Origin of the sequence: Paenibacillus sp. FSL H7-0943 (assembly GCF_037963265.1) — a bacterium.
Lineage (GTDB): Bacteria > Bacillota > Bacilli > Paenibacillales > Paenibacillaceae > Paenibacillus_AQ > Paenibacillus_AQ odorifer.
The window spans coordinates 5,533,528-5,556,784 of the sequence record NZ_CP150148.1 but is presented as its reverse complement, the minus strand read 5'-3'; the positions used below and the strand labels follow the sequence as shown (position 1 = coordinate 5,556,784).

Sequence of the window (23,257 nt, the reverse complement as noted above, 5' to 3'; positions counted from 1 at the left end):
CCTAATTATTTGGCTGGGTACCAATGATACTTAGATTTTTGTACTGAATAGGATGTTTCTAAGAACATAGGAGATACAAACGGATATGTTCAGCAAATTAAGTTAAGTCTGCATCTTAGAGGTAAACTGACGTAACTTCTAGAAGTAACCCACCGTCCCTAGCTAACTCAACTTCTAAAAGTAGCTCACCATGCCCAGCTGGCTTAGCCTCTAGAAGTAGCTCACCGTCCTCAGCTAACTCAGCTTCTAGAAGTAGCTCACCATCCCCAGTTAACTCAGCTTTTAGAAGTAACCCACTGCGTCCAGCTGACTCAGCTTCTAAAAGTACCTCATCGAACTCAACAAACTAAACGTCTACAGGAAACTCCCGACGCCCTTACCCTTAGCGGTACGCACAACTAGGTTCCTTACCCCCACGTAGCACCGATCACGATCCTCAGTTACTAAGTTCAACGGCTCCTCCTACCACCACAGTTACTCAAATTCCCTTCCACTAATCTCTCCCTCATTTCTCCGCATTTCTCCTTCATTCCTCTTCATCTCTTCATCTCTTCATCTCTTCATCTCTTCATCCCTCCTTTACTTCCGCACTCCTCCGCATTCCTTCCTCTCCAACCTCCTCAACAATCTCCTTTTTTTAAAATTATCTAAGCTACATTCGTACTCTCCACACTCATTAATGCCCTTATAGTTAATTATCAGAGTCTATCCTACTGCAACAATTCAACAAATCCTTAAATTTGCGTTTACTAATTACCGAAACGGCTATACTACCTAATAGTAGCCAAGAGTGGAAAGGTAGACTGAACGAAACAGGAGGATGACCTATGGAATTAAGTATAGTTGTGATGATCGTGCAGCTCTTTTTCGCGCTGGTTATCGGCGTATACTTTTGGAATCTGCTGCGGGGTCAGAAGACAAATAAGACAGCGGTAGAACGAGAGTCGCGCAAGGAACTGGACAAGTTACGGAAAATGCGGATGATTACATTAACTAAACCATTGTCGGAGAAAACACGTCCGGCTTCTATTGGAGATATTGTCGGGCAAAAAGATGGGCTGCGCGCCCTGAAAGCCGCACTTTGCAGCGCTAATCCGCAGCATGTGATTATTTATGGTCCGCCGGGAGTCGGCAAGACTGCGGCAGCACGTGTTGTCATGGAAGAGGCGAAAAAGAATGTGCTTTCTCCTTTTAAAAGTGACGCCAAATTCACAGAGATTGACGCCACTACCGCTCGTTTTGATGAGCGTGGTATTGCTGACCCGTTGATCGGCTCTGTGCATGATCCTATTTATCAAGGTGCAGGGGCCATGGGTGTGGCGGGTGTGCCACAGCCGAAACCGGGCGCGGTGACTAAGGCGCATGGCGGGATTCTTTTTCTGGATGAGATAGGAGAGCTTCACCCTATTCAGATGAATAAGCTGCTTAAAGTGCTTGAGGACCGGAAGGTCCTGCTAGAGAGCGCTTATTATAATTCGGAGGATAATAATACTCCGGCTTATATTCATGATATTTTTCAAAATGGATTGCCTGCCGATTTCCGTCTAGTTGGCGCTACTACGCGCTCTCCGGATGAGATTTCACCTGCGCTGCGATCGCGCTGCATGGAGATTTATTTCCGCCCGCTGCTGCCGGATGAGATTGCCGTCATCGCGCGTGACGCGATACAGAAAATTGGGCTTAAACCAAGTCCGGAAGCAGTCACTGTGGTGCAACAGTATGCAACCAACGGCCGGGAGGCAGTTAATATGATTCAGTTGGCTGCCGGATTAGCTTTAACTGAGCAGAGAGATACACTAAATGCTGCTGATGTGGAATGGGTGGCAGGCAGCAGCCAGCTTCCGCTGCGTACGGAACGCAAGATTCCTTCGGCACCGCAGATTGGATTAGTCAATGGTCTTGCTGTGTATGGACCGGGGATGGGGACTCTGCTCGAAATCGAAGTTTCCGCAGCGCCTGCTGTAAACGGCCAAGGCAGATTGAACGTGACAGGTGTGGTGGATGAAGAAGAGATCGGTGGAGGCTCCCGCACGATTCGGCGAAAAAGTATGGCTAAGGGCTCAGTTGAGAATGTATTGACCGTACTGCGTACGATGAATCTGGAGCCCGATCGATATGATCTACATGTGAATTTCCCAGGTGGTACACCGATTGACGGACCTTCTGCTGGAGTAGCGATGGCAGTAGCAATTGTCTCCGCTATTCGTGGACTTCCCGTGGATAACACGGTAGCGATCACAGGCGAGATAGGCATCCATGGTCGGGTTAAGCCAGTGGGTGGTGTAATTGCCAAAGTAGAAGCTGCTTTTCAAGCTGGAGCCACTACAGTGCTTATTCCAAAAGAAAACTGGCAGTCGCTCTTCGCTGACCTCGCGCCATTACGCGTTATTCCAATGGAAACAGTAGAAGAGGTGTTCCGTCATCTGTTCGGTGCCGATACAGCTGATGTAAGGCTGCCTGCAGTTGCTGGAGAGCTGTTCTCCGCTGCACCTTCGCTCCTGAAGGCCGATGCCGCTGGTGAATCTGCAAAGGGTTAAACTAAATTGATCCCTAATTCGAAGAATAAGGTGAGATTTGTCGCTGTAAAATAAAGGAGGCTGCAGGCAATTCTGCTGCTTCCTTTTTAAATGCTACAAGAACGTTGTCTCTATTTATGGAAAAGCAAGTCGGTTCTTCTTGAAATCTAAGGACTCTGTTGGTGTTTTGGGGCTGCTTTTGTTAGAATGAATGCATATGAGATTAATTGAGAGCCATGGGAGGTGCGAAAGCGATGATGACAAATAAAACAAAAGGTCGTCGTTTTCCTTTATTGCCGCTAAGAGGGCTTCTTGTGTACCCAAGCATGGTTCTTCACTTGGATGTGGGCCGTGAGAAGTCAGTTCGGGCGCTAGAGAAAGCTATGGTTGAAGATAATTTGATTCTTCTTTGTTCCCAGTCGGAAGTGAATATTGAAGAGCCAGGTCAGGACGATATTTTTCGGGTCGGTACTGTCGCCAATGTGCGGCAAATGCTGAAGCTTCCAAACGGTACGATACGTGTACTGGTTGAAGGTGTAGAACGGGCCGAAATTATTAATTATATCGATAATGATGAGTACTATGAGGTTATGGCGCGTGAGCTGCCGGAAGATGAAGATAGCGATCAAGAATGTGACGCGCTGATGCGTACAGTACTCAATCAGTTCGAACACTATATTACGTTATCCAAAAAAGTGACCCCAGAGACCCTCGCTGCTGTATCCGATATAGAAGAGCCTGGTCGACTTGCGGATGTCATTACGAGTCATTTATCGCTAAAAATTAAGGATAAGCAAGAAATTCTCGAGACGATTGATGTTAGTAAACGGCTGGAGAAGCTTCTTGATATTCTTAATAATGAGCGTGAAGTGCTGGAGCTTGAACGTAAGATCAATCAACGTGTCAAAAAACAGATGGAAAAGACGCAGAAGGAATATTATTTGCGTGAGCAAATGAAAGCGATCCAGAAAGAACTCGGCGAGAAGGAAGGCCGGGTAGGAGAAGCGGAAGAGCTGCGGACGCTAATGGAAGAGAAAAATGTTCCAGAACGTGTGAAAGAAAAGATGGAGAAAGAAATCGATCGGCTGGAAAAAATGCCAGTCAGCTCTGCGGAAGGCGGCGTCATTCGCAACTATGTAGATTGGCTGCTTAGTCTCCCTTGGAGTGAACAGACAGAGGATGATCTTGACATCAAAAAGGCCGAGCAGGTACTTGATGAGGATCACTACGGTTTGGAAAAACCGAAGGAACGGGTATTGGAATATTTGGCTGTTCAGCAGCTGGTTAAGAAGCTTAAGGGTCCGATTTTATGTCTTGTAGGTCCTCCGGGGGTGGGGAAAACCTCACTGGCTCGTTCCATCGCCCGCTCGCTCAACCGCAAGTTCGTCCGTATCTCGTTAGGTGGTGTACGTGATGAGGCGGAGATTCGAGGACATCGCCGGACTTATGTAGGTGCGATGCCGGGCCGGATTATCCAAGGCATGAAGACGGCGGGTACGATTAATCCGGTTATCCTATTGGATGAAATCGATAAGATGGCTGCGGATTTCCGTGGAGATCCATCTTCAGCGCTGCTTGAGGTGTTGGATCCAGAACAAAACAACACGTTTAGTGATCATTTTGTAGAGCTGCCGTTCGACTTGTCGAACGTAATGTTTGTAACAACAGCGAACGTAGTGCATAATATTCCGCGTCCTTTGCTGGATCGAATGGAAATGCTGTTCATTCCGGGATATACGGAACTGGAGAAACTGCAAATCGGCAGCCGTTATCTATTGCCTAAGCAGAAGAAAAACCACGGTCTTGCAGAAGATCAACTGATTATCGAAGACGATAGCTTATTACGCATTGTCCGCGAATATACCCGTGAATCCGGTGTTCGTAATTTGGAACAGCAGATTGCAGCATTATGCCGCAAAGCTGCGAAACAAATCGTGTCTGAGGAAAAAGAGAAAGTGGTCATTCTTCCTGACGACATCAAGGATTATCTTGGGGCTTCTAAATATCGTTACGGTATGGCTGAGCTTGAAGATCAGATCGGTACGGTCACTGGGCTAGCTTGGACTGAGGTCGGTGGAGATACACTGCTGATCGAAGTTACGGTTGTGCAGGGAACAGGTAAACTAACCCTTACCGGACAGCTTGGCGATGTAATGAAGGAGTCGGCACAGGCCGCATTCAGCTATACTCGTTCGAAGGCGGAGGAGCTGGGGCTCCAGCCCGATTTTTATGAGAAGATTGATATTCATATCCATATTCCGGAAGGTGCAATTCCGAAGGATGGTCCGTCTGCAGGGATTACGATTGCAACCGCATTGATCTCCGCGCTCACGAAACGTTATGTTTCGAAGGATGTGGCGATGACAGGTGAAATCACCTTGCGGGGACGTGTACTGCCAATTGGTGGATTGAAAGAGAAATCCCTTGCGGCTCACCGAGCTGGATATAAAAAGATTCTCCTTCCCAAAGACAATGAACGGGATTTGAAAGATATTCCTGAGAGCGTACGTAATGATGTTGAGTTCGTACCTGTATCTAATATGGATCAGGTCTTGCATCATGCGTTAGTTGAGCATCATAATGAAATTAGCAGTGAGCCACCGAGTAGTGTGCATTAGAAAGGAAGTCCTATGAAAGTTAATATTGCCGAATTTATTATCAGTGCCGTTGGCCCTGATCAGTACCCTGATGATTCCTTGCCAGAGGTTGCTCTGGCAGGGCGTTCCAATGTGGGGAAGTCTTCCCTCATTAACCGAATGATTAACCGTAAGAATCTGGCTCGGACAAGCTCCACGCCTGGTAAGACACAACACATGAACTATTACCGTATCAATGAAGACAGCATGTATTTTGTTGACTTTCCAGGTTACGGGTATGCCAAGGTTTCCAAGACGCAACGCGCGGTATGGGGTAAAATGGTTGAGAAATACCTCTCTGAGCGCGATACGTTGAAGCTTGTTCTGCTTATTGTGGACCTGCGGCATTCGCCTACCAGCAATGATAAGATGATGTTCGACTGGTTGAAGCATTATGATCTTCCTATGTGCGTTGTAGCGACCAAAGCGGATAAAATTCCTAAGACACGCTGGCAAAAGCATATCAAGACCATGAAGCAGGAGCTGGGCGTGCTGCCAGGGGATAATTTTATTCCATTCTCCTCGGAAATTGGTCTCGGCAAAGACGAGCTTTGGGGCTTAATCGATGGGTATATTCGCCCTTCTGAGAATGAATCTCCGGATTCAGAGAATGCTGAAATGATAGCAAATGAATCTCAGCAAGAGGAGTCAACCGAAGCGTAAGATATGAACTCATTTACAATCAAGCAACCATTCCTGGTGGGAATGGTTGTATTTTTTTGTTGATAAAACTAAAATTTCTATGGAAAAGGACCGATAGATAACATATGATAGATATTCATTGCCACATCTTACCCTTTTTGGATGACGGAGCCTCTGATTGGGAAACTGCTCTTGCCATGGCGCAAGACGCCCACAGAGAAGGGATTACTTCAGTCATCGCCACGCCACATCATGCCAACGGTCAATATATGAATAATGCCCCCAAGATTAAAGAAGCTGTGGAGATGATGAATGAGAGACTTCGTCAGGCTGGTAATCCACTGCTTGTTCTTCCAGGTCAAGAGATCCGTATCTACGGTGAACTTCTGAATGATCTGGAGCGGGGGGAACTGCTGAGTCTTGCAGATTCGCGGTATATTTTACTGGAAATGCCTTCTTCACGAGTACCACGTAACATGGAAGAAATCTGCCACGAGCTGATCATTCAAGGGTTCGTTCCGGTCATCGCCCATCCGGAGCGCAATGCTGAAATAGCTGCTGATCCTTCTAAACTAGAGAGACTGATAGAGCTAGGATCACTTGGGCAGGTAACCGCACAGAGTCTTGCAGGCGTTTTCGGGAATAAGCTACAGAAATTGTCGCTGGAGCTATGCCGTAGAAATGCAGTACATGTGTTGGCCTCTGATGCACATGACAGTGTTCATCGTCCTTTCGGATTAAACGCTGCTTATGTGGTTATGGAGAAAGAATTAGGCCCTGAGATGCGTGACTATGTTCGCGGCAATGCTCAGCAAATTATGACCAATGGCGAGGTTATTCATGGAAAACACGTACAAACAAGGGGAAACCGACAAAAATTGTTTGGATTTTTTTTCCGAAAGGGCTGACTAATCTACCTAATAGTGGTAGAATGGGTTTTATTGGGTGATTTAATGCTATACGTAATAGCGTAGCATTTGGGCGAATTGTTCTAGGTCTATGGTAGTACAGTATTTTAATACATAAGAAGAGGTGGATATTTAGTGACTTTGAAAAAGAAACTAGTAGTATCAACATTAGCAGCAAGTATGGTAGCAGCATCCGTAGCGGGTCTTCCGTTGGGAAGCCTTGGAGCAGTAGGCACAGCATCTGCGGCTACAGTTAGTAGCAGTGCAGCAGTTAAGGATAAGGTTCTTGCTGTTTACAAACAATTGACCGCAACAGATGCAGTTTATCTCTACAATTTGAAGACTGAGGTTGCAGCACTGAGTGAGAAAGAATTTACAGAAATTTTTGCTCCAGTACTGAACAAGCTTTCACTGGATGGAGAAGAAACAAAAACATCACTTAAATTGTTCCAAAGCGTTACTAGTGTAGTCTACGATGTCTATGGAAATGACTTCTCCGGAATCCAAGTGATCCGTAACGATGACAAAAACATTGCTTTGGTAAGCAAAATTGCAGCTAAAGCGGGTGTGTCTGGACTTACTGTTGATAGTGTTGCTGAATTTTTGAGCAGTATTGAAACAGAACTTCGTGATCTGGTAAGCAGCAAGTCAACTGCAGATTTGTTGGCAATCCTTACTTCTGAATCTGGTTACGATACTTTGCTGAATGAAGCTATTGCGAAAGTATTGAGCCATACAACAGGAACAGGAGCACTCACAGTAAGTCAAGCGTTGGACAAGCTTGGAGTTACTGCTAGTGATGTGAAAGAAACACTGAAAAACCTGAACAATAATATTAAATCCGCGAAACCTGCGGCGAAATCACTTGCATTTGCTTATATTAAAGCCTACGGATTAGGCGATAATGGCAACGGTAATGGCAACGGCAACGGCAACGGCAACGGTAATGGTAGTAGTGGAAGCGGAAATGGAAGTGTTACAACGCCTGTAGCTCCTGTGCAAACTCCAGGAATCTATGACGTATCTAAGCTCGTAAGCATTGTTGACGGTAAAGCAACCTTGAAATTGGTTGATGCTGATGTAATTAAAGAATTTGATAAACTGGTTGCAGCGAACCCTGGTAAAACTGGTCTTACTTTGACCCTGAATCTGGGAACAGTAAACGCTACTACAGTTGAAGTTCCACTTTCCCAAGCCATTATTGAAGCTGCAAAAGCTAAAGGTATTGCGAATATCGCCGTTACTTTCAACGGTGTAACTGTAACGATTCCTGTAAGCCAATTCAGCACAGCGATTTCATTGACAGTAACTACAGCTAAACCAGAAGTTGTAACTTCCGTTACCAAGCTGAAATTGGCTTCGGATGTGTACGAATTCACACTTAGTGTGAACGGTGTAGTACAAAGCACATTTAAACAACCAATTACTATCAAACTGCCACTTAAGAATACTGATGGTCTTGATAAAGAATTGCTTTCCGTTGGTAAGCTTGTATACGGCGACCTGCAATTCCAAGGTGGAGTTCTTGATGGAGATTTCATCGTAGAACCACGTGATACATTCTCTTCTTACGCAGTACTTGAGAATAAAGTCTCCTTTAATGATATTGCTGCTGTACAAGCATGGGCTGGTAGACAAATTCAAGTCGTAGCTGCTAAAGGTGCAATTGAAGGAGTCGGAGCAGGTAAATTTGCACCGAAGAGCAACGTAACTCGTGCTGAGTTCTCCAAAATGTTGATTCGTGCGCTTAACCTGGAAAACAACTCTGCTGTACAAAGCTTTAGCGATGTAAGTTCAACTGCTTGGTATGCACCATATGTAGCAGTTGCAGCAGAAAAAGGGATTATTACTGGACGCAGTGCGGCCAAATTTGATCCTAATGCAACTATTACACGTGCAGAAATGGCAACAATGATCTCCCGTGCGTTGAAATCTATCAATCCTGATGCAAAAACAGATTCTACTGCAATCAGTAAATTCTCTGATGCTGCTAAGATCAGCGCATCCCTAAGAGATGGCGTAGCATTTGCAGCAAGCCACAACCTGGTTATCGGAAATGCTGGTAAGTTCAACCCGAACGATACAGCTACCCGTGCTGAAGCAGCAGTAATTATCTACCGTACTATTAACTTCAAGTAAATAAAACTTATAGTATACAGCCTCCTCTCATGTAGGTGAGAGGAGGCGATTTTTTTGCAAATAGGGAAGATTTGAACAGGCATCGAAATATTTCAGAAATAGCTTGGGGGTAATTTCACTTGTCATCACAAGAATTGGATCTTCGCGATTATTTTCAGATCGTCAGGAAGAGACTATGGCTCATTTTCAGCATAGTTGTATTGGTGTGCGGTATTGCTGGTGTATATAGTCTGTATATTAAAAACCCGGTATATGAGGCATCCACGAAGATTATCGTTAACCAAACACCGACGCAGTCAGCGGTGGGGCAGCTTGATTTAAACCAGATTAATACCAATATTCAATTAATTAATACGTATAAGGAAATTATTAAGACTCCGGCCATCCTTGATATTGTTACAAAGGATTATCCGCAATTCAATATTACTGCGGAAGAGCTATTAAAAAAGGTTAATGTGAGTTCCGTAAATAATACGCAGGTGATGACACTTGTCGTTCGAGATAATTCTTATCAGCGGGCTGCTGAAATCGTGAATGCCATTTCACTTGTGTTCAAGGAAGAAATTCCAAGTCTATTTAATGTGGAAAATGTATCGATTCTGAATGAAGCTAAAGTGAATCCAACTGTTGAGCCACGGCCGGTAGAACCAAATGTTTTACTGAACATGGCTATTGCTTTTATCGTCTCTTTGATGATTGGATTAGGGATTGCCTTCCTGCTGGAATATATGGATGACACCCTGAAGACAGAAGCTGATATTGAGAAGTATCTTGGTTTGCCTACCATAGCTATGATTACAAGATTGGGTCAAGATGAAAGCAAGCAAGGTGCCGCACAAACTCAGAAACAATCATCCAGAAAGGCGGGGGACCTCGAACATGTCACAGCTTCCAAATAAACAACGCCATCTGATCACCGTTACGAACCCACGCTCTCCTGTCTCTGAAGCGTTTCGCGCATTGCGCACGAATATTGATTTTTCTTCTGTAGATCAGACTATTCAAGTGATTATGGTCACTTCATCCGGACCGGAAGAAGGTAAATCTACGGTATCTGCTAACCTGGCGGCAGCTTACGCACAAGCAGATAAAAGAGTATTGTTGATTGACGCCGATTTGCGGAAGCCGACGGCACATAAGACTTTTACACTAAGCAACCGTTTTGGTTTATCCTCCCTACTGTCTCAACAGGCAGTTCTTGAGGACACTGTCCAAGACTCCGGTGTTAATAATCTTTCAATTATGACCTCTGGACCAATCCCGCCCAACCCGGCGGAAATGATGGCATCTAATCGGATGAGCACTCTTTTACAGGATTTGCGTCAGCGGTATGATGTCATTCTTATTGATACTCCACCATTATTAGCGGTTACGGATGCACAAATTGTGGCCTCGAAGAGTGATGGCGTTATTATGGTTGTCAGTTATGGTAAGGTGAAACGCGATATCGCAGTAAAAGCTAAAGCTAATCTAGATCGTGTAGGTGCAAAAATGCTCGGCGTTGTTCTCAATAATGTAAAACGTAAAGCTAGTGAAGGGTACTATTACTACTACTATGGAAATTGATTTATTCATAATTAAAAATGTTATTTTTGGAGGCACTGAAAATGACAGCGAAATCTAGAGTGATTCTTTTATTCTTCATTGATCTTGCGATCATTTGGTTCAGTATTGTGACATCTTATTTGTTTCGGTACCCTAACCATGCTCTTCAGGAATACGTTGTACAGATGCTGCAATTTGGTTTGATTGCAACATTTGCATTTGGTGGAAGCCTGATATACTTCGGTCTTTACCGAAGAATGTGGCAATATGCCAGCATCGGTGAAATTATATCGGTTTCTAAAGCTATTGTAGTAGGGTCTTTATTTTCATTTGCACTGGCATATCTAATTTTGCCGGATAGAGTACCTCTTGCCATAGAAGTTCGGTCGATGGAGACTATTCTTTTATTAGTAGGTGGAGTCCGATTTTTGTGGAGAGTACTTCATAATGATCGAATCAATTACAAAGACACTAAGACCCATACACTAATTGTAGGTGCTGGTGATTGTGGGATATTAATTGCTCGGGAAATGATGGGATCCTCTTTTGCGCATACCAAATTAGTCGGTTTCATTGATGATAATGCGAATAAATACCATATGTATATTATGGGTGTTCCTGTAATTGGAAATCGCTATGCAATCCCAGCTATTGTGAAAGAAAGAGAAATTCATGAGATTATCATCGCCATGCCCTCTGTTTCACGTACTGAGATTTCTGAAATTATTAATCTTGCCAAAAAGACTGGAGCAAAGCTGAAGATTATACCGGCTCTTAATGATCTGATCGCTGGGAAAATATCAGTTAAGAAACTTCGCGATGTTAGCGTAGAAGATTTATTAGGTCGTGAGCCGATCGTAGCTGATTTAAACAGTATTTTAGGTTATGTACATCATAAGACGGTGTTAGTTACGGGGGCTGGCGGATCTATTGGTTCAGAGTTATGCCGGCAGATTGCTCCTTTTGGTCCGGACAAGCTAATGTTACTTGGACACGGTGAGAACAGTATTTACACGATTGAAATGGAGCTTCGTAAGAGTTTTCCGGAGTTGAACATTGTAACCGTGATAGCAGATGTACAGGATCGCAGTCGGATGATGGACATATTCAGTGGCCATAGACCGCATGTAGTCTTTCACGCAGCAGCACATAAACACGTTCCTTTAATGGAGCGGAACCCTTCGGAAGCCATTAAAAATAATGTTTTTGGCACCAAAAATGTTGCGGATTGTGCAGATAAATATGGTGCCGAGAGATTTGTAATGATCTCTTCTGATAAAGCGGTTAACCCAACCAGCGTAATGGGTGCCACTAAACGGATTGCGGAAATGTATGTGCAGAGCCTGCACACCACAAGTCAAACGAAGTTTTCTGCTGTGCGTTTTGGGAATGTTCTTGGCAGTCGTGGTAGTGTAATTCCAGCCTTTAAGCAGCAGATCGCTGCCGGAGGTCCAGTCACTGTCACTCATCCAGAAATGGTGCGTTATTTCATGACGATTCCAGAAGCTGTTCAGCTTGTCATCCAATCTGGTTCTTTTGCCAAAGGAGGAGAAGTGTTCATTCTGGATATGGGAGAGCCGGTTAAGATTCTAACGTTGGCGGAAGACTTAATTACTCTCTCTGGATATGAACCCTATAAGGACATTGATATTCATTTCTCCGGTATTCGTGAGGGTGAAAAGTTATATGAAGAGTTACTTACAGATGAAGAGAATTTAGGCTCTACAGATCATGGAAGGATTTTCATTGGTAGACCTAATGTAATAAGTCTGAATCAGTTAGAACTGGAGTTTAAACGATTGGAACGTGTTCTCGCTGAGGAACCAGAAGTCATACGCGAAATTATCAATCAGATTGTACCGATGCAGCCCGTTGCCCAAGTTGCTATTAGCTAATTAATTCATAAAGGAGGATATAAAGTGTTCAACAAACGATGGAAAAAGATCCTTTTATGGACGCTGTCAGTTATTGTAGTACTGGGTGTTGGCGGCTTGTTCGCCGCGAATTATGCTGTCGATAAGCTGATGAATTCAATGGCAGATGGTTTTGATCTGGAGTCTGAGGATAATGTTGGTGGTCAAGATCAAGGAACGGCACCAACTGATACAGTTGATGATGGTAATGTCGAACCTGTAGAGTCTGCAGTACCTTCTACTCCACCAGTAAATGATGAGGGAAATAGTAATCAAAGTAGTAAAAATAACGATAAACCTAATGGTGAAACAACAGCTTCTACTACTAGTGAACCGACCAAAGCTCCATCATCAGGACAAAAAGATGCTCCTTCAGATGGTTATACAGCACAGGTCTCCACGGATAAAGCTAAGCAAATTCAAGAAAATGTAACGATTAAAGATAAAGCAGATGTGGCTTCTATTGTACTTGGTCAACTTAGCGTATCTGATATTAACCGCCTAAAAGAATTAGCCAAAGGTGGCTTAACCGTAGAAGAAAAGCGAGAAGCACGCAGTATCATTCTCGGTAAAGTATCTGATGAGCAATACAATGAGTTATCTCAAATTGCTAAAAAGTACGGAGTTAGTCAAGGAAAAACACGTGACCAAATTATTGCTGAAGAAGAACGACTAAAAGCGAAAGAAAAGGGAAGTGAATAAATATGTCTAAAGCAACACTATCAGTCGTGGCTTTATCATTAATTGCTTCAATTGGTTTAGCACCATTAACAGCATCCGCACCTATATCTGTATCGGCAGCTGCGGCGGTACCAAGTGCAACGACTAAGGCTGCAACTAATACGATTAAAGTGCAAAGTATGAACGTGAATTTGATTTTTGACGGCGTGAGTATTCAGCCACCAGAAGGCCAGTATGTATTCATGTACAACAATACAACGTATGTTCCATTGCGGTTTATGTCATATGCTTTGCAAAAGAGTGTAGCATGGGATGCTAAAAACATTAAAGTTACAGTTGCAGAGCCAAGCAGCTCAGAGTTAGTTGTGATTAAAGAATACCTAATGAATGCAACGAACGGGAATAGTTCTTCAGCAGCAGCGAAGAATATTGTCCTCAATCAAGTTAAGGCAAGTTATGTATTTAACAGTGCAACCAAGGCTTTGCCTACAGGCCAATCTAGCTTCATCCTGAATGGTTCATTATATGTGCCTCTACGTTTTTTATCGGAATCTGTAGGTCATAACATTAGCTGGGATCAGAAGACGAAGACCATTACTGCAGCTTCCAAGGCTTATCAGGAACAAACCACTAATGGATCGACAAACAATGACAATGTTAAGGACCCATCTCCAGTAGCGACACCAGCGCCAACGGATACAACAGGTGCACCAGGTGGTAGTTCTGCAGGAACTGGAAAGGTTTCTTATGAAACTATCACTAGTGACACAGAAGCTAAGCTTACGGCGCTTAAAAATCAGAGTCAATCTACATTAATGAGTATTGCGTTTGAGTATGTTGGAGCAACAGATGAGGCGAGTAAGAAAAGTATTAAAGCTAAAGGTGTACAACAACTAGCCTCATTTACTGCTAGCTTCAATAGTATAGTTGCTGATGCTGAACAAAAACTGAACAGCAATGGCTACAGTACTGAAATTATTAATCAGTACCGAGCAACATTTGAAACGGAATTAGATAGTGGAAAGAAAATAGCTGAAGCTATGGGAAAATAACAGAGGATTTTTAGTATTGCGATAACCTCTGTGTTACAGAGGTTATCGTATATAATTTTGATTTTCATTATGCTAATCAGAATTCAGATGAATCATGGTAATGCCATTTTTAATGAAGATATCTTACTTCAATTTGAATGCAGTAGGGTTATAGTTTATTCTTACTACCCTTTAATATATTTGAATAAATAAAAATTTGAGTATAGGAGCAGACAGAATGGCTGACAAGATTTGGCTAGCTTCACCGCATATGAGTGATGAAGGATACGAAATGGAGTATATTAAAGAAGCGTTTGACACCAATTGGGTAGCTCCTCTAGGTGCTAATGTGAATGGGTTTGAAAAAGAGTTAACGGTAAAGGTGGGTACCAAGGCAGCAGCAGCACTTACAACAGGTACTGCTGCTATCCATTTAGCTCTCAAGTCAGTTGGAGTTGGTTCGGGCGATGTTGTTTTTTGTCAATCGTTAACTTTCTCAGCAACAGCTAATCCTATTATTTATCAGAATGCTGTCCCTGTATTTATAGATAGTAATTTCGAAACTTGGAATATGGACCCCACTGCATTGGAAGAGGCTTTTATTAAATATCCCAATGTTAAAGCTGTGATTGTTGTACATTTATATGGCCTCTCAGCTGATATGGATAGAATTTTGGAAATATGTAATAGATATAATGTTCCAATAATAGAGGATGCTGCGGAGTCACTGGGAACCTATTATAAGGGGAAACATACAGGTACCTTTGGAGAGTATGGCATTTTTTCATTTAATGGTAACAAGATTATCACTACCTCAGGCGGAGGTATGCTAATTTCTAATCATGAAGAACAAATTACTAAAGTAAGATTTTGGGCAACTCAAGCGAGAGATAAGGCAAGACATTATCAGCATAGTGAGTTGGGATACAACTATCGGATGAGTAATATTGCTGCAGGTATTGGCAGAGGCCAACTTAAAGTATTAGATCATCGCGTTGCTAAGAAGAAATACATATTTAAGTATTATCAGAAAGAGCTTTGTGGCTTGCCAGGCATAACGTTTATGCCAATCAACGATTGGAATGAACCTAATTATTGGCTAAGTTGTATTACATTAAGTGGCGCTGTAAGACCGTTCGATGTCATGGGGACGTTAGAGCAAGAGAACATTGAATCAAGACCGATTTGGAAGCCGATGCATATGCAGCCGTTTTTTGCTGAATATGATTATGTCGGAGGGACTGTATCGGAAAAATTGTTTGAAAATGGAGTATGTCTACCATCTGACACAAAAATGACGGATGAAGATTTGGAGCGAGTTTGCACCTTGATTAAGGGGTTGTGGATGTAAGATGATTCGTAAAAAAGGGGTATACGAAAGATACATCAAGAGGCCGCAGGACTTTTTCCTTTCAGCTGTTGCCCTTCTTTTACTTAGTCCTGTGTTGCTAATTATAGCTATTCTTATAAGACTGAAGTTAGGTGGTCCAGTAATATTTGTTCAGCAACGTCCCGGATTGAACGAAAAGACTTTTAAAATGTATAAGTTCAGAACAATGACAAATGAATATGATGCTAATGGTGAACTACTCTCAGATAGTATCCGGCTCACTTCATTTGGAAGATTCCTTCGTTCTACAAGTTTGGATGAACTTCCAGAACTCTGGAATATTGTCCGCGGAGATATGGCAATAGTTGGACCGAGGCCGTTGTTGGTGCAATATTTATCCCTATACGACGAAGAACAGAAACGTAGACATGATGTTAGACCAGGTCTAACTGGCTATGCTCAAGTAAATGGCCGTAACGCACTCTGTTGGGAGGATAAGTTCAAACTAGATGTTGAGTATGTTGATAAAATCAGCATAGTTGTTGACTGGAAAATCTTTTTCTTAACCATAAAGAAAGTTGTAATTAGAGAGGGAATCCATTCTGAGAATTCAATAACTGTTGAGCCGTATCGTGGTTCCAGTAAAGAAAGAGTGAAGTTATGAACAAAGGTTTAATCATCATTGGTGCAGGCGGTCACGGTAAAGTGGTGGCTGATATTGCAAAGCAAATGAACAAATGGACTAATATTTCTTTCCTTGATGATAATGAATCTTTTACTGATTTTGGGGAATTTGAAATTGTTGGTAAGATAGAATCTCTTTATAAATTCATGAATAACTATGATGTCTTTGTAGCTATTGGGAGTAATAAAGTAAGAGAGAATGTTCAGAATAAACTGGAAATTGATGGTGCCTCAATTGTTTCATTAGTACATCCTCAAGCTATTATTGGCACTGATGTAAAATTTGGAATTGGTACTGTTATAATGGCAGGAGTTATTATAAATAGTTCTACAACTATTGGAAAAGGCTGCATTGTTAATACGGCTAGTAGTGTTGACCATGATAATATTATTGGGGATTTTGTCCATATATCTCCGGGAACTCATCTGGCAGGAAATGTTAAAATCGGTAAAGGCGCTTGGCTTGGGGTTGGTAGTACAGTGAGTAATGGTTTAGAAATATGTAACGATTCAAAACTAGGCGCTGGTGCTGTAGTCATAAAGAATATATTAGAGTTGGGAACCTATGTAGGAGTACCAGCAAGAAAAGTTGAGTAGGACATAGACGAGATAGATTACAGAGGAGTCATAAAGATGGAGTTAGGATTGAAAATTCTATTTTACATCAGCGCATTTATTATCATATGGGCAATGGTAGGGTATCCGCTGTCTTTAAAAGTAATTGGAAAGCTATATAAATCTAAAAAGTTAAAGAAAGACTACGACCATAAGCCAACTGTAACGGTAATGGTTGTAGCACATAATGAAGAAAAGGTGATATTGGATAAACTTCATAACATTATGAACCTCGAGTATTCAAAAGATCATATAGAGTTCTTAATTTCGTCTGATAACAGTACGGATAGAACAAATGATATTGTTAGAGATTTTATATGTAGCTATGAGGAATACAATATTAGGCTATTCGAGGTTAAAGCTCGTAAAGGGAAAACTAATGCCCAAAATGAAGCTCAGAAAACTGTAACAACTGAATATCTTATAATGACTGATGCAAATTCTATGATGGAAAGAAATGCAGTGACTGAACTTATGGCAGCCTTCACATCAGAAGATATAGCATATGTAACTGGTCGATTAGCAATAAATAATCAAAATATTAGTGATGTAAGCAATGCTGAAGCAAGCTATTGGGATAGTGATTTAGCAACCAGAGAAATTGAGGGGAGAATTCAAACGATCACTGCTGGGAACGGTGCGTTATATGCTTGTAGAAACAATGATTACAATGATTTTGATCCAATTCAGTGTCATGACAGTTCGATGCCTCCTTATTATGCTTTAAAAGGAAAAAGAGCAATTGCCAACCATGACGCTATAGCTTATGAAAAAGCTGGAGAAGTCATTGAAGATGAGTTTGGACGTAAAGTACGTAGTAACAGGGTTCTTTTAGCACAAATACTACCTGACATTAGAATATTAAATATATTTAAGTATAAATGGTTTACTTATTTTTACCTTGGGCATAGAACATGTAGATATTTGCTCTGGATAGCACATTTCGTTCTATTTGCAACTAATGTTTTTTTAGTTTCAGTTCATTGGGTATACACAATGGCATTGGTCGGACAACTTTTATTCTATTTTATGGGGCTACTTAGATCTATCACTAAATCGAAAAACAAATATTTAACATTGATTTATTATTATATGGTGACCATCATTGCCCAATGGGTAGGTGTTTATAAAACATTGAGTGGAAAAGCAAAACCATTTTGGGAGAAAGCTGAAAGTACGAGATAATCTGCTATAAAAGAAGAAAGAGTATGTCAGATAGAAAGGATTTTGAGCATGAACTTGGAAGTATTGATTTCTACTATGAATCAAGAAGGCCATGGCTTGCTTGAAGAAATGAAAATTCAATCCGATGCTATTGTTATTAACCAATCTAATATTCATAAATCGGATAAGTTAATCTTCAACAACCATAACATCAATTTTTTGTCTTTCGATGAACGCGGTATTGGGCTAAGCAGAAATAATGCTTTGATGAGAGCGACGGCAGATATATGTTTACTTGCTGATGATGATGTTACTTATGTCGAAGGGTATAAAGATACAGTCTTACAAGCATTCGAAAAAAATCCCGAAGCAGATATGATCTTTTTTAATGTACCCAGTAAAAACCACTTAAGGCCAACCTATATCATAAAAAAGAAAAGCAGAGTTCGGTGGTACAATTGTTTGAAATACGGAGCTGTGAAAATCGCATTTAGGAGCGATAAATTAAAGCAAGCCAATATATATTTTTCTCTGCTCTTTGGTGGTGGAGCAAAGTATGGCAGTGGAGAAGACAGTATATTTATTGCCGAATGTATACGAAGCGGTCTAAAGGTATATGCCGACCCAACCATTATTGGATACGTAAAACAAGAAGAATCCACATGGTTTAAAGGTTATAACACCAAATTCTTTAAAGATAAAGGAGTACTATTTCATTTTATTTCAAAAAGATGGGCTAAACTACTTTGTTTGCAATTTGTTATTCGTCATCGAACAATGTTTGTAAAAGAAAAGAATATGATAGAAGCTTACAAATTAATGCTTAAAGGTATTAAGGAGATTTAGAAATGAGATACCCGCCAATATCTATAGTTGTTCCAATTTATAATGTTGAGCAATATTTAGATCGATGTATGCAAAGTCTAGTTAATCAGACTTATAAGGATATAGAGATTATTTTAGTCAATGATGGAAGCACCGATACAAGTGCATCAATTTGCGATAAGTATGAAAAAGTAGATCGTAGAGTTCAGGTTATTCATAAACTGAACGGTGGATTGTCAGATGCAAGAAATTATGGTTTAAGAGTTGCAAAAGGAGAGTATGTGCTTTTTGTTGATTCTGATGATTATATTGAGTTAGATGCTTGCGAGAAATTATGCAATGTGTTAAAAGATGCTTCTTCCAATGCTCCCGATTTAATAATTGGTATTGCAAGGAAAATTCATAATGACAAAGTATCTTACCTGATACATAAAGGATCAGAAAATTATGCTTTATTAACTGGTTCCGAATATATGCTGAAAGAATTGAAGACTGAGAGTTTACATATGGCAGTATGGCTTAATTTATATAGGAATGAATTTTTGAAAAAGAATGAATTAGATTTTAAAGTAGGCTTATTACATGAGGATGAGCAGTTTACCCCGCGAGTTCTCTTGAAGGCCGAGAAGGTATTATGCACCGATATTATATTTTATAATTATGTCATAAGAGATTCCTCTATTACTAGGAGTAGGGACTTATCTATTAATGGTTTACATATTATTCAAACCTGCTATGAATTAGCAAGCCTATACGAACAGGTTGACGACACTGAACTAAAAAAGCTCTTAAACAATAATCTGGTAACAAAGTACTTAAGTGCTATAAAAACAGGGGGATTGTATCGAAAAAAATATAAAAGTTCTATAGACACAAAATTTATGTATAGCCGCGTTCATAGTAAAAAAAATTTATCACAACTTCTCTTACTGTCATGTAGTAGAAGACTATTCAGTAGATTATATAGAATTTTAAGTGAACGTCAAAATTCTTAACAACTTTGGAGAAAATTATGATATATGTAGTTTTGTTAATAATGTTAGGCTGTTTGTCACTATTCAGAGCAAAAGTAAAACAAAAATATGTTGTTGACATGACAATTTTAGTTTTTATGACAATAATATACGGAATTAGACATGGAGTTGGTAAGGATTATATTAGTTATGAATTGATTTATAGGAATGAATATGGATGGTATAAGTATGAGTTTTTATATGATCTTTTAAGTCGTATTTTTAAATATTTTGGCTCCCCTTTTTGGGTATTTAACTTATTTCTTGGCTTGATCATTTTTTCATTATTGTATGAAATATCCAGAAATTTAAGAATTGGATACGATAAGATTATTTTCTTTTTTATCTTATCAGGACAATTATTTGTTGCATTTAATTTAGTTAGACAAACAATTGCTGCACTTATAATAATGTATTCATTAAAATATATTTATGAAAAGAAGATTATAAAATATATCCTTGGCGTTGTGATAGCATCAATGTTTCATACAACAGCTCTCATATTTTTACTTTTTTACTTTATTAAAAATGTGAATTTGAATTTTAAAAGAGTTTTGATACTAACTATAATTGGTATATCTTTGTACTATATTAATATTATGAGCTTGTTTGATGAATATTTAATTTTATCGAAATATGGAAATTTGATTGGTAGTTCTTTTGATGTTAATGCAAAACCAGGGATTGGCACTTTATTTTATATCATTATTGCCTTACTATTATCAACTAAATTTGCGAAGCAATTATCTATATATTTTCCGTATGCTGCTGCATACGTATTATGTAATAGTTTGTTTTTATTCACTTTAAGTAGTTTTATTGTGAATAGATTAACAATGTATGGTCAATTAGCAGTAGTTCCTGCTATTGCATATTTTTTAACAAAAAATAGAAGGCAAGATGGGAAAACTGATATTATTAATGTATTTATAATATTATTTTATGTGTTTTTGTTCTTGTTATCTATATTTAACATATATACCGGTGATGAGAATAATTTAATGTACCAAACAATCTTCCAAAAAACTAACTAGGGGCCTTCTATGAATCCTATAAAAAAATTAATCAAAAAATCACCTTTATCCCTGAGAATACATGCTAGAGAATTATCAGGATATACAACACCGTATAAATATGTTCAACTAAAAAAGAACTTAAAAATTCATTATAGAGCATTTGAGGAAAGTAAAGAAAAAGGAATAGGCTTTAAGGACGGTTTAAAGACTTGGCATAAATCATTTCGAAAATTTTTACGAGCTCAACCGAGTGAAAGTGAGGTTGCTTTTGAATTTTTTAATTCTAAAATTAGTTTGATAAAATTATCTGAAAAAAAATATGATGATAAAGAAGTAATATTATTATGTATAGTAAAAAATGATATTTTAAAAATAAAAAAACTATTAGAGCATCATAGAAAAATAGGTATTACTCACTTCGCTATCCTAGATAATGATTCAACTGATGGTACTAAAGAATGGCTAAAATTACAACCTGATGTAGATCTATTCGAAGTAGAGGATAAATATACGACTAATAGAAGAGAAGCTTGGATAAATAGACTTATTGCGTATTTAGGAATAAACCGCTGGTATCTCATTGTTGACTCTGATGAATTTTTTATGTATTTCAATATGGAAGAGCACAAAATAAGTTCCTTGATAAAATATTGTGAAGAGAAATCAATTTATAGATTGCGTGGACTGATGGTTGATATGTATGCTAAGGACTCATTCTATCAATCTAATGAAGATTGTGATTATTTGGAAAATTGTAAATATTTTGATTTGTATAGCTATCATGATCAGGAAAGGGATTTTTTGGATCTAGTTACTGGAGGACCTCGCGCTAGAATTTTCAATCAGAATCCATGGCTAACTAAATACCCATTATGTTTTTTTATGGAGGGAGATATACAAGGGAAATCACATTATTTATTCCCCTACAGAAATAACAAAAATACTGAATGTTTTGTTGCGCTTTTACATTACAAATTTTTGCCAAGCGATATACTGAAGTATCGACAAATTTCAGAAGAAGGTAACTATTTTAATGGAAGTAAAGAATACAAAGATTATGTTAGAGTTTTAGAAGAATCTTCCGGATTATCATTTATAAACGAACTCCAAACACAAGAATATATTAATAGTGAGTCTTTATATGAAATCCCTATGTTGAAGAAAATTATCCTAGAATAGCTTTGACTAGGGGAGTAATAAGGTGAGATCATTATGAATTTTGTAAACAAAAAATTGTCAGAAAATTTTAAAAATGTCGGAAAACTATCGTTTGGTACTATTCTAGGGCAACTGATTTCTGTAATTTCTTTACCAATCTTCACTAGAATGTATGGACCTACTGTCATTGGTAATATGGCTTTATTTACATCTGCTGCCATTATTGTTAATTCTTTTTCTGATTTAGGTATGACTAATGCAATTATGGTTGAAGAAGAAGAAGAAGAAGCCAGCAAAATATATAAAATTGTCTCGACGATTAGTTTAGGGATCAGCTTATTAATTGGCATTATTATATACTGTTTTTTCGATGTTTTTTTTAAAGCGGTTGATATTAATCCTTTATTTATCGCAATTATAATAGCGGCCCTTATTTTTTCATCTCAACAAATAAAAATTTGCTATACATGGCTTAATAGAAGAAAACAGTACAAACTATTGATGTTGAACCCTATCATCAATAATGGGGCCGTGCTGGTTTTCGGTTTGATTATAGGTTTATTCGGCTTTGTCGAGAATGGATATTATATATGTATTTTATTAGGTCAAGCTTTTACTTTGTTTCATATGAAACGATTCCTACCCAAAGGTTTTCTTTCGTTTAAAAGACAAAATTATGTGCAAACCTGTAGAAAACATTATAAGTTTGTATCTTATCAGATGCCTTCTAATATACTCTTACAGGTTAAGGGGCAGTTGCCAACTCTATTAATCAATATATTTTTTGGGTCTAAGATGTTAGGGTACTATTATATTTCTATGAGAGTATTAAGCATGCCGATCACGTTTTTGGCAAGCTCATTAGGAAAGGTATTTTTCCAAACTGCTTCAGAAATTAAAAGAAAGGGAGGGGAAATTGGAGAATACACCTTGAGTTTACTGTCGAAAGCCATGAAAATTTCATTTGTTCCTATTATATTAATGCTCAGTATAGGTGATTTAGTCATTCTCCTCCTTTTTGGTTCAGATTACATTATTGGAGCGAATATTTTGAGAATTATGACGTTCTATGGCTTCTTTTTATTTCTTTCCATGTCTGTGGATGGGATAGCCATCGTAATCGATCGACAAAAGTATCTATTGGTTTCTGGACTGATTCAGTTAATAGGTATTGCAAGTGGAATTTGGGTGGGAGCAAGGATATTCCAAAGTATTTACATCAGTGTGTTATTATTCAGTCTAACATTTTGTATAATACAAATCGTTTATTTTTGCTTCATTTTTAAAACAACTAAAATTAATATTTTTCGTTATCTAAAACCATTATTTCTAGAAATCATATTCATTTTTCTAGCTTTTATTGTCATTAGAGTTCTTCTGTTGTTGTCAGGTATTGTTGAAACTATTTAAATAATTGAGTTCAAGTATAAGGATGGTTGAG

General features: G+C 39.4%; 19 protein-coding genes. All 19 read left to right on the top strand.

Annotated features, from left to right (window positions below; all coding sequences use genetic code 11):
- The first annotated feature begins 827 nt into the window (after window positions 1–827).
- The 19 genes from lonB (at window position 828) to NSQ55_RS24265 (ending at window position 23,226) form a co-directional block, all read left to right on the top strand.
- Window positions 828–2,537, top strand: coding sequence for an ATP-dependent protease LonB (gene lonB / locus NSQ55_RS24355; RefSeq protein ID WP_038573063.1), 1,710 nt, complete (start codon window positions 828–830; stop codon window positions 2,535–2,537).
- A 233-nt stretch (window positions 2,538–2,770) separates the two neighbouring features.
- The gene (lon, locus tag NSQ55_RS24350) at window positions 2,771–5,134 is read left to right on the top strand and encodes an endopeptidase La (protein WP_076129428.1); all 2,364 of its coding nucleotides are present in this window, start codon (window positions 2,771–2,773) and stop codon (window positions 5,132–5,134) included.
- A 12-nt stretch (window positions 5,135–5,146) separates the two neighbouring features.
- Complete coding sequence (gene yihA, locus NSQ55_RS24345) at window positions 5,147–5,815, top strand: ribosome biogenesis GTP-binding protein YihA/YsxC (protein ID WP_076279992.1); 669 nt, start codon at window positions 5,147–5,149, stop codon at window positions 5,813–5,815.
- A 104-nt stretch (window positions 5,816–5,919) separates the two neighbouring features.
- Window positions 5,920–6,702 (top strand): CpsB/CapC family capsule biosynthesis tyrosine phosphatase, encoded by a 783-nt coding sequence (locus NSQ55_RS24340; protein ID WP_339169495.1) that lies wholly within the window; start codon window positions 5,920–5,922, stop codon window positions 6,700–6,702.
- 135 nt (window positions 6,703–6,837) lie between these two features.
- Window positions 6,838–8,841 carry an S-layer homology domain-containing protein gene (locus tag NSQ55_RS24335; RefSeq protein ID WP_339169493.1) on the top strand — a complete coding sequence of 668 codons (2,004 nt, stop codon included), beginning with the start codon at window positions 6,838–6,840 and terminating at the stop codon, window positions 8,839–8,841.
- A 119-nt stretch (window positions 8,842–8,960) separates the two neighbouring features.
- Window positions 8,961–9,740: a Wzz/FepE/Etk N-terminal domain-containing protein gene (locus NSQ55_RS24330; protein ID WP_036685072.1), complete on the top strand. Its 780-nt coding sequence runs from the start codon at window positions 8,961–8,963 to the stop codon at window positions 9,738–9,740.
- The gene (locus tag NSQ55_RS24325; RefSeq protein WP_036685074.1) at window positions 9,721–10,407 is read left to right on the top strand and encodes a CpsD/CapB family tyrosine-protein kinase; all 687 of its coding nucleotides are present in this window, start codon (window positions 9,721–9,723) and stop codon (window positions 10,405–10,407) included. The genes NSQ55_RS24330 and NSQ55_RS24325 overlap by 20 nt, the downstream gene beginning before the upstream one ends.
- A 41-nt stretch (window positions 10,408–10,448) precedes the next feature.
- Window positions 10,449–12,281 carry a nucleoside-diphosphate sugar epimerase/dehydratase gene (locus tag NSQ55_RS24320; protein WP_339169489.1) on the top strand — a complete coding sequence of 611 codons (1,833 nt, stop codon included), beginning with the start codon at window positions 10,449–10,451 and terminating at the stop codon, window positions 12,279–12,281.
- A gap of 24 nt (window positions 12,282–12,305) precedes the next feature.
- Window positions 12,306–13,001, top strand: a complete 696-nt coding sequence (locus tag NSQ55_RS24315; protein WP_339169487.1) for a hypothetical protein — start codon at window positions 12,306–12,308, stop codon at window positions 12,999–13,001.
- A gap of 2 nt (window positions 13,002–13,003) precedes the next feature.
- Window positions 13,004–14,032, top strand: coding sequence for a copper amine oxidase N-terminal domain-containing protein (locus NSQ55_RS24310; protein WP_339169485.1), 1,029 nt, complete (start codon window positions 13,004–13,006; stop codon window positions 14,030–14,032).
- 217 nt (window positions 14,033–14,249) lie between these two features.
- Window positions 14,250–15,362, top strand: a complete 1,113-nt coding sequence (locus NSQ55_RS24305) for a DegT/DnrJ/EryC1/StrS family aminotransferase (RefSeq protein WP_076281883.1) — start codon at window positions 14,250–14,252, stop codon at window positions 15,360–15,362.
- A gap of 1 nt (window position 15,363) precedes the next feature.
- Window positions 15,364–16,005, top strand: coding sequence for a sugar transferase (locus NSQ55_RS24300; protein ID WP_076281882.1), 642 nt, complete (start codon window positions 15,364–15,366; stop codon window positions 16,003–16,005).
- Window positions 16,002–16,622 carry an acetyltransferase gene (locus tag NSQ55_RS24295; RefSeq protein ID WP_076281881.1) on the top strand — a complete coding sequence of 207 codons (621 nt, stop codon included), beginning with the start codon at window positions 16,002–16,004 and terminating at the stop codon, window positions 16,620–16,622. The genes NSQ55_RS24300 and NSQ55_RS24295 overlap by 4 nt, the downstream gene beginning before the upstream one ends.
- 36 nt (window positions 16,623–16,658) lie before the next feature.
- Window positions 16,659–17,825 (top strand): glycosyltransferase, encoded by a 1,167-nt coding sequence (locus NSQ55_RS24290; protein ID WP_076281880.1) that lies wholly within the window; start codon window positions 16,659–16,661, stop codon window positions 17,823–17,825.
- A gap of 48 nt (window positions 17,826–17,873) precedes the next feature.
- Complete coding sequence (locus NSQ55_RS24285; RefSeq protein WP_076281879.1) at window positions 17,874–18,650, top strand: glycosyltransferase family A protein; 777 nt, start codon at window positions 17,874–17,876, stop codon at window positions 18,648–18,650.
- A gap of 2 nt (window positions 18,651–18,652) precedes the next feature.
- The gene (locus tag NSQ55_RS24280; RefSeq protein WP_339169483.1) at window positions 18,653–19,624 is read left to right on the top strand and encodes a glycosyltransferase; all 972 of its coding nucleotides are present in this window, start codon (window positions 18,653–18,655) and stop codon (window positions 19,622–19,624) included.
- A 17-nt stretch (window positions 19,625–19,641) separates the two neighbouring features.
- On the top strand, window positions 19,642–20,676 hold the full coding sequence (locus tag NSQ55_RS24275; protein ID WP_076281877.1) for an EpsG family protein: 1,035 nt from the start codon (window positions 19,642–19,644) through the stop codon (window positions 20,674–20,676).
- Between the two features lie 9 nt (window positions 20,677–20,685).
- Window positions 20,686–21,837, top strand: coding sequence for a glycosyltransferase family 2 protein (locus NSQ55_RS24270; RefSeq protein WP_076281876.1), 1,152 nt, complete (start codon window positions 20,686–20,688; stop codon window positions 21,835–21,837).
- 33 nt (window positions 21,838–21,870) lie between these two features.
- Window positions 21,871–23,226: an oligosaccharide flippase family protein gene (locus tag NSQ55_RS24265; protein ID WP_076281875.1), complete on the top strand. Its 1,356-nt coding sequence runs from the start codon at window positions 21,871–21,873 to the stop codon at window positions 23,224–23,226.
- Window positions 23,227–23,257: the final 31 nt, after the last annotated feature.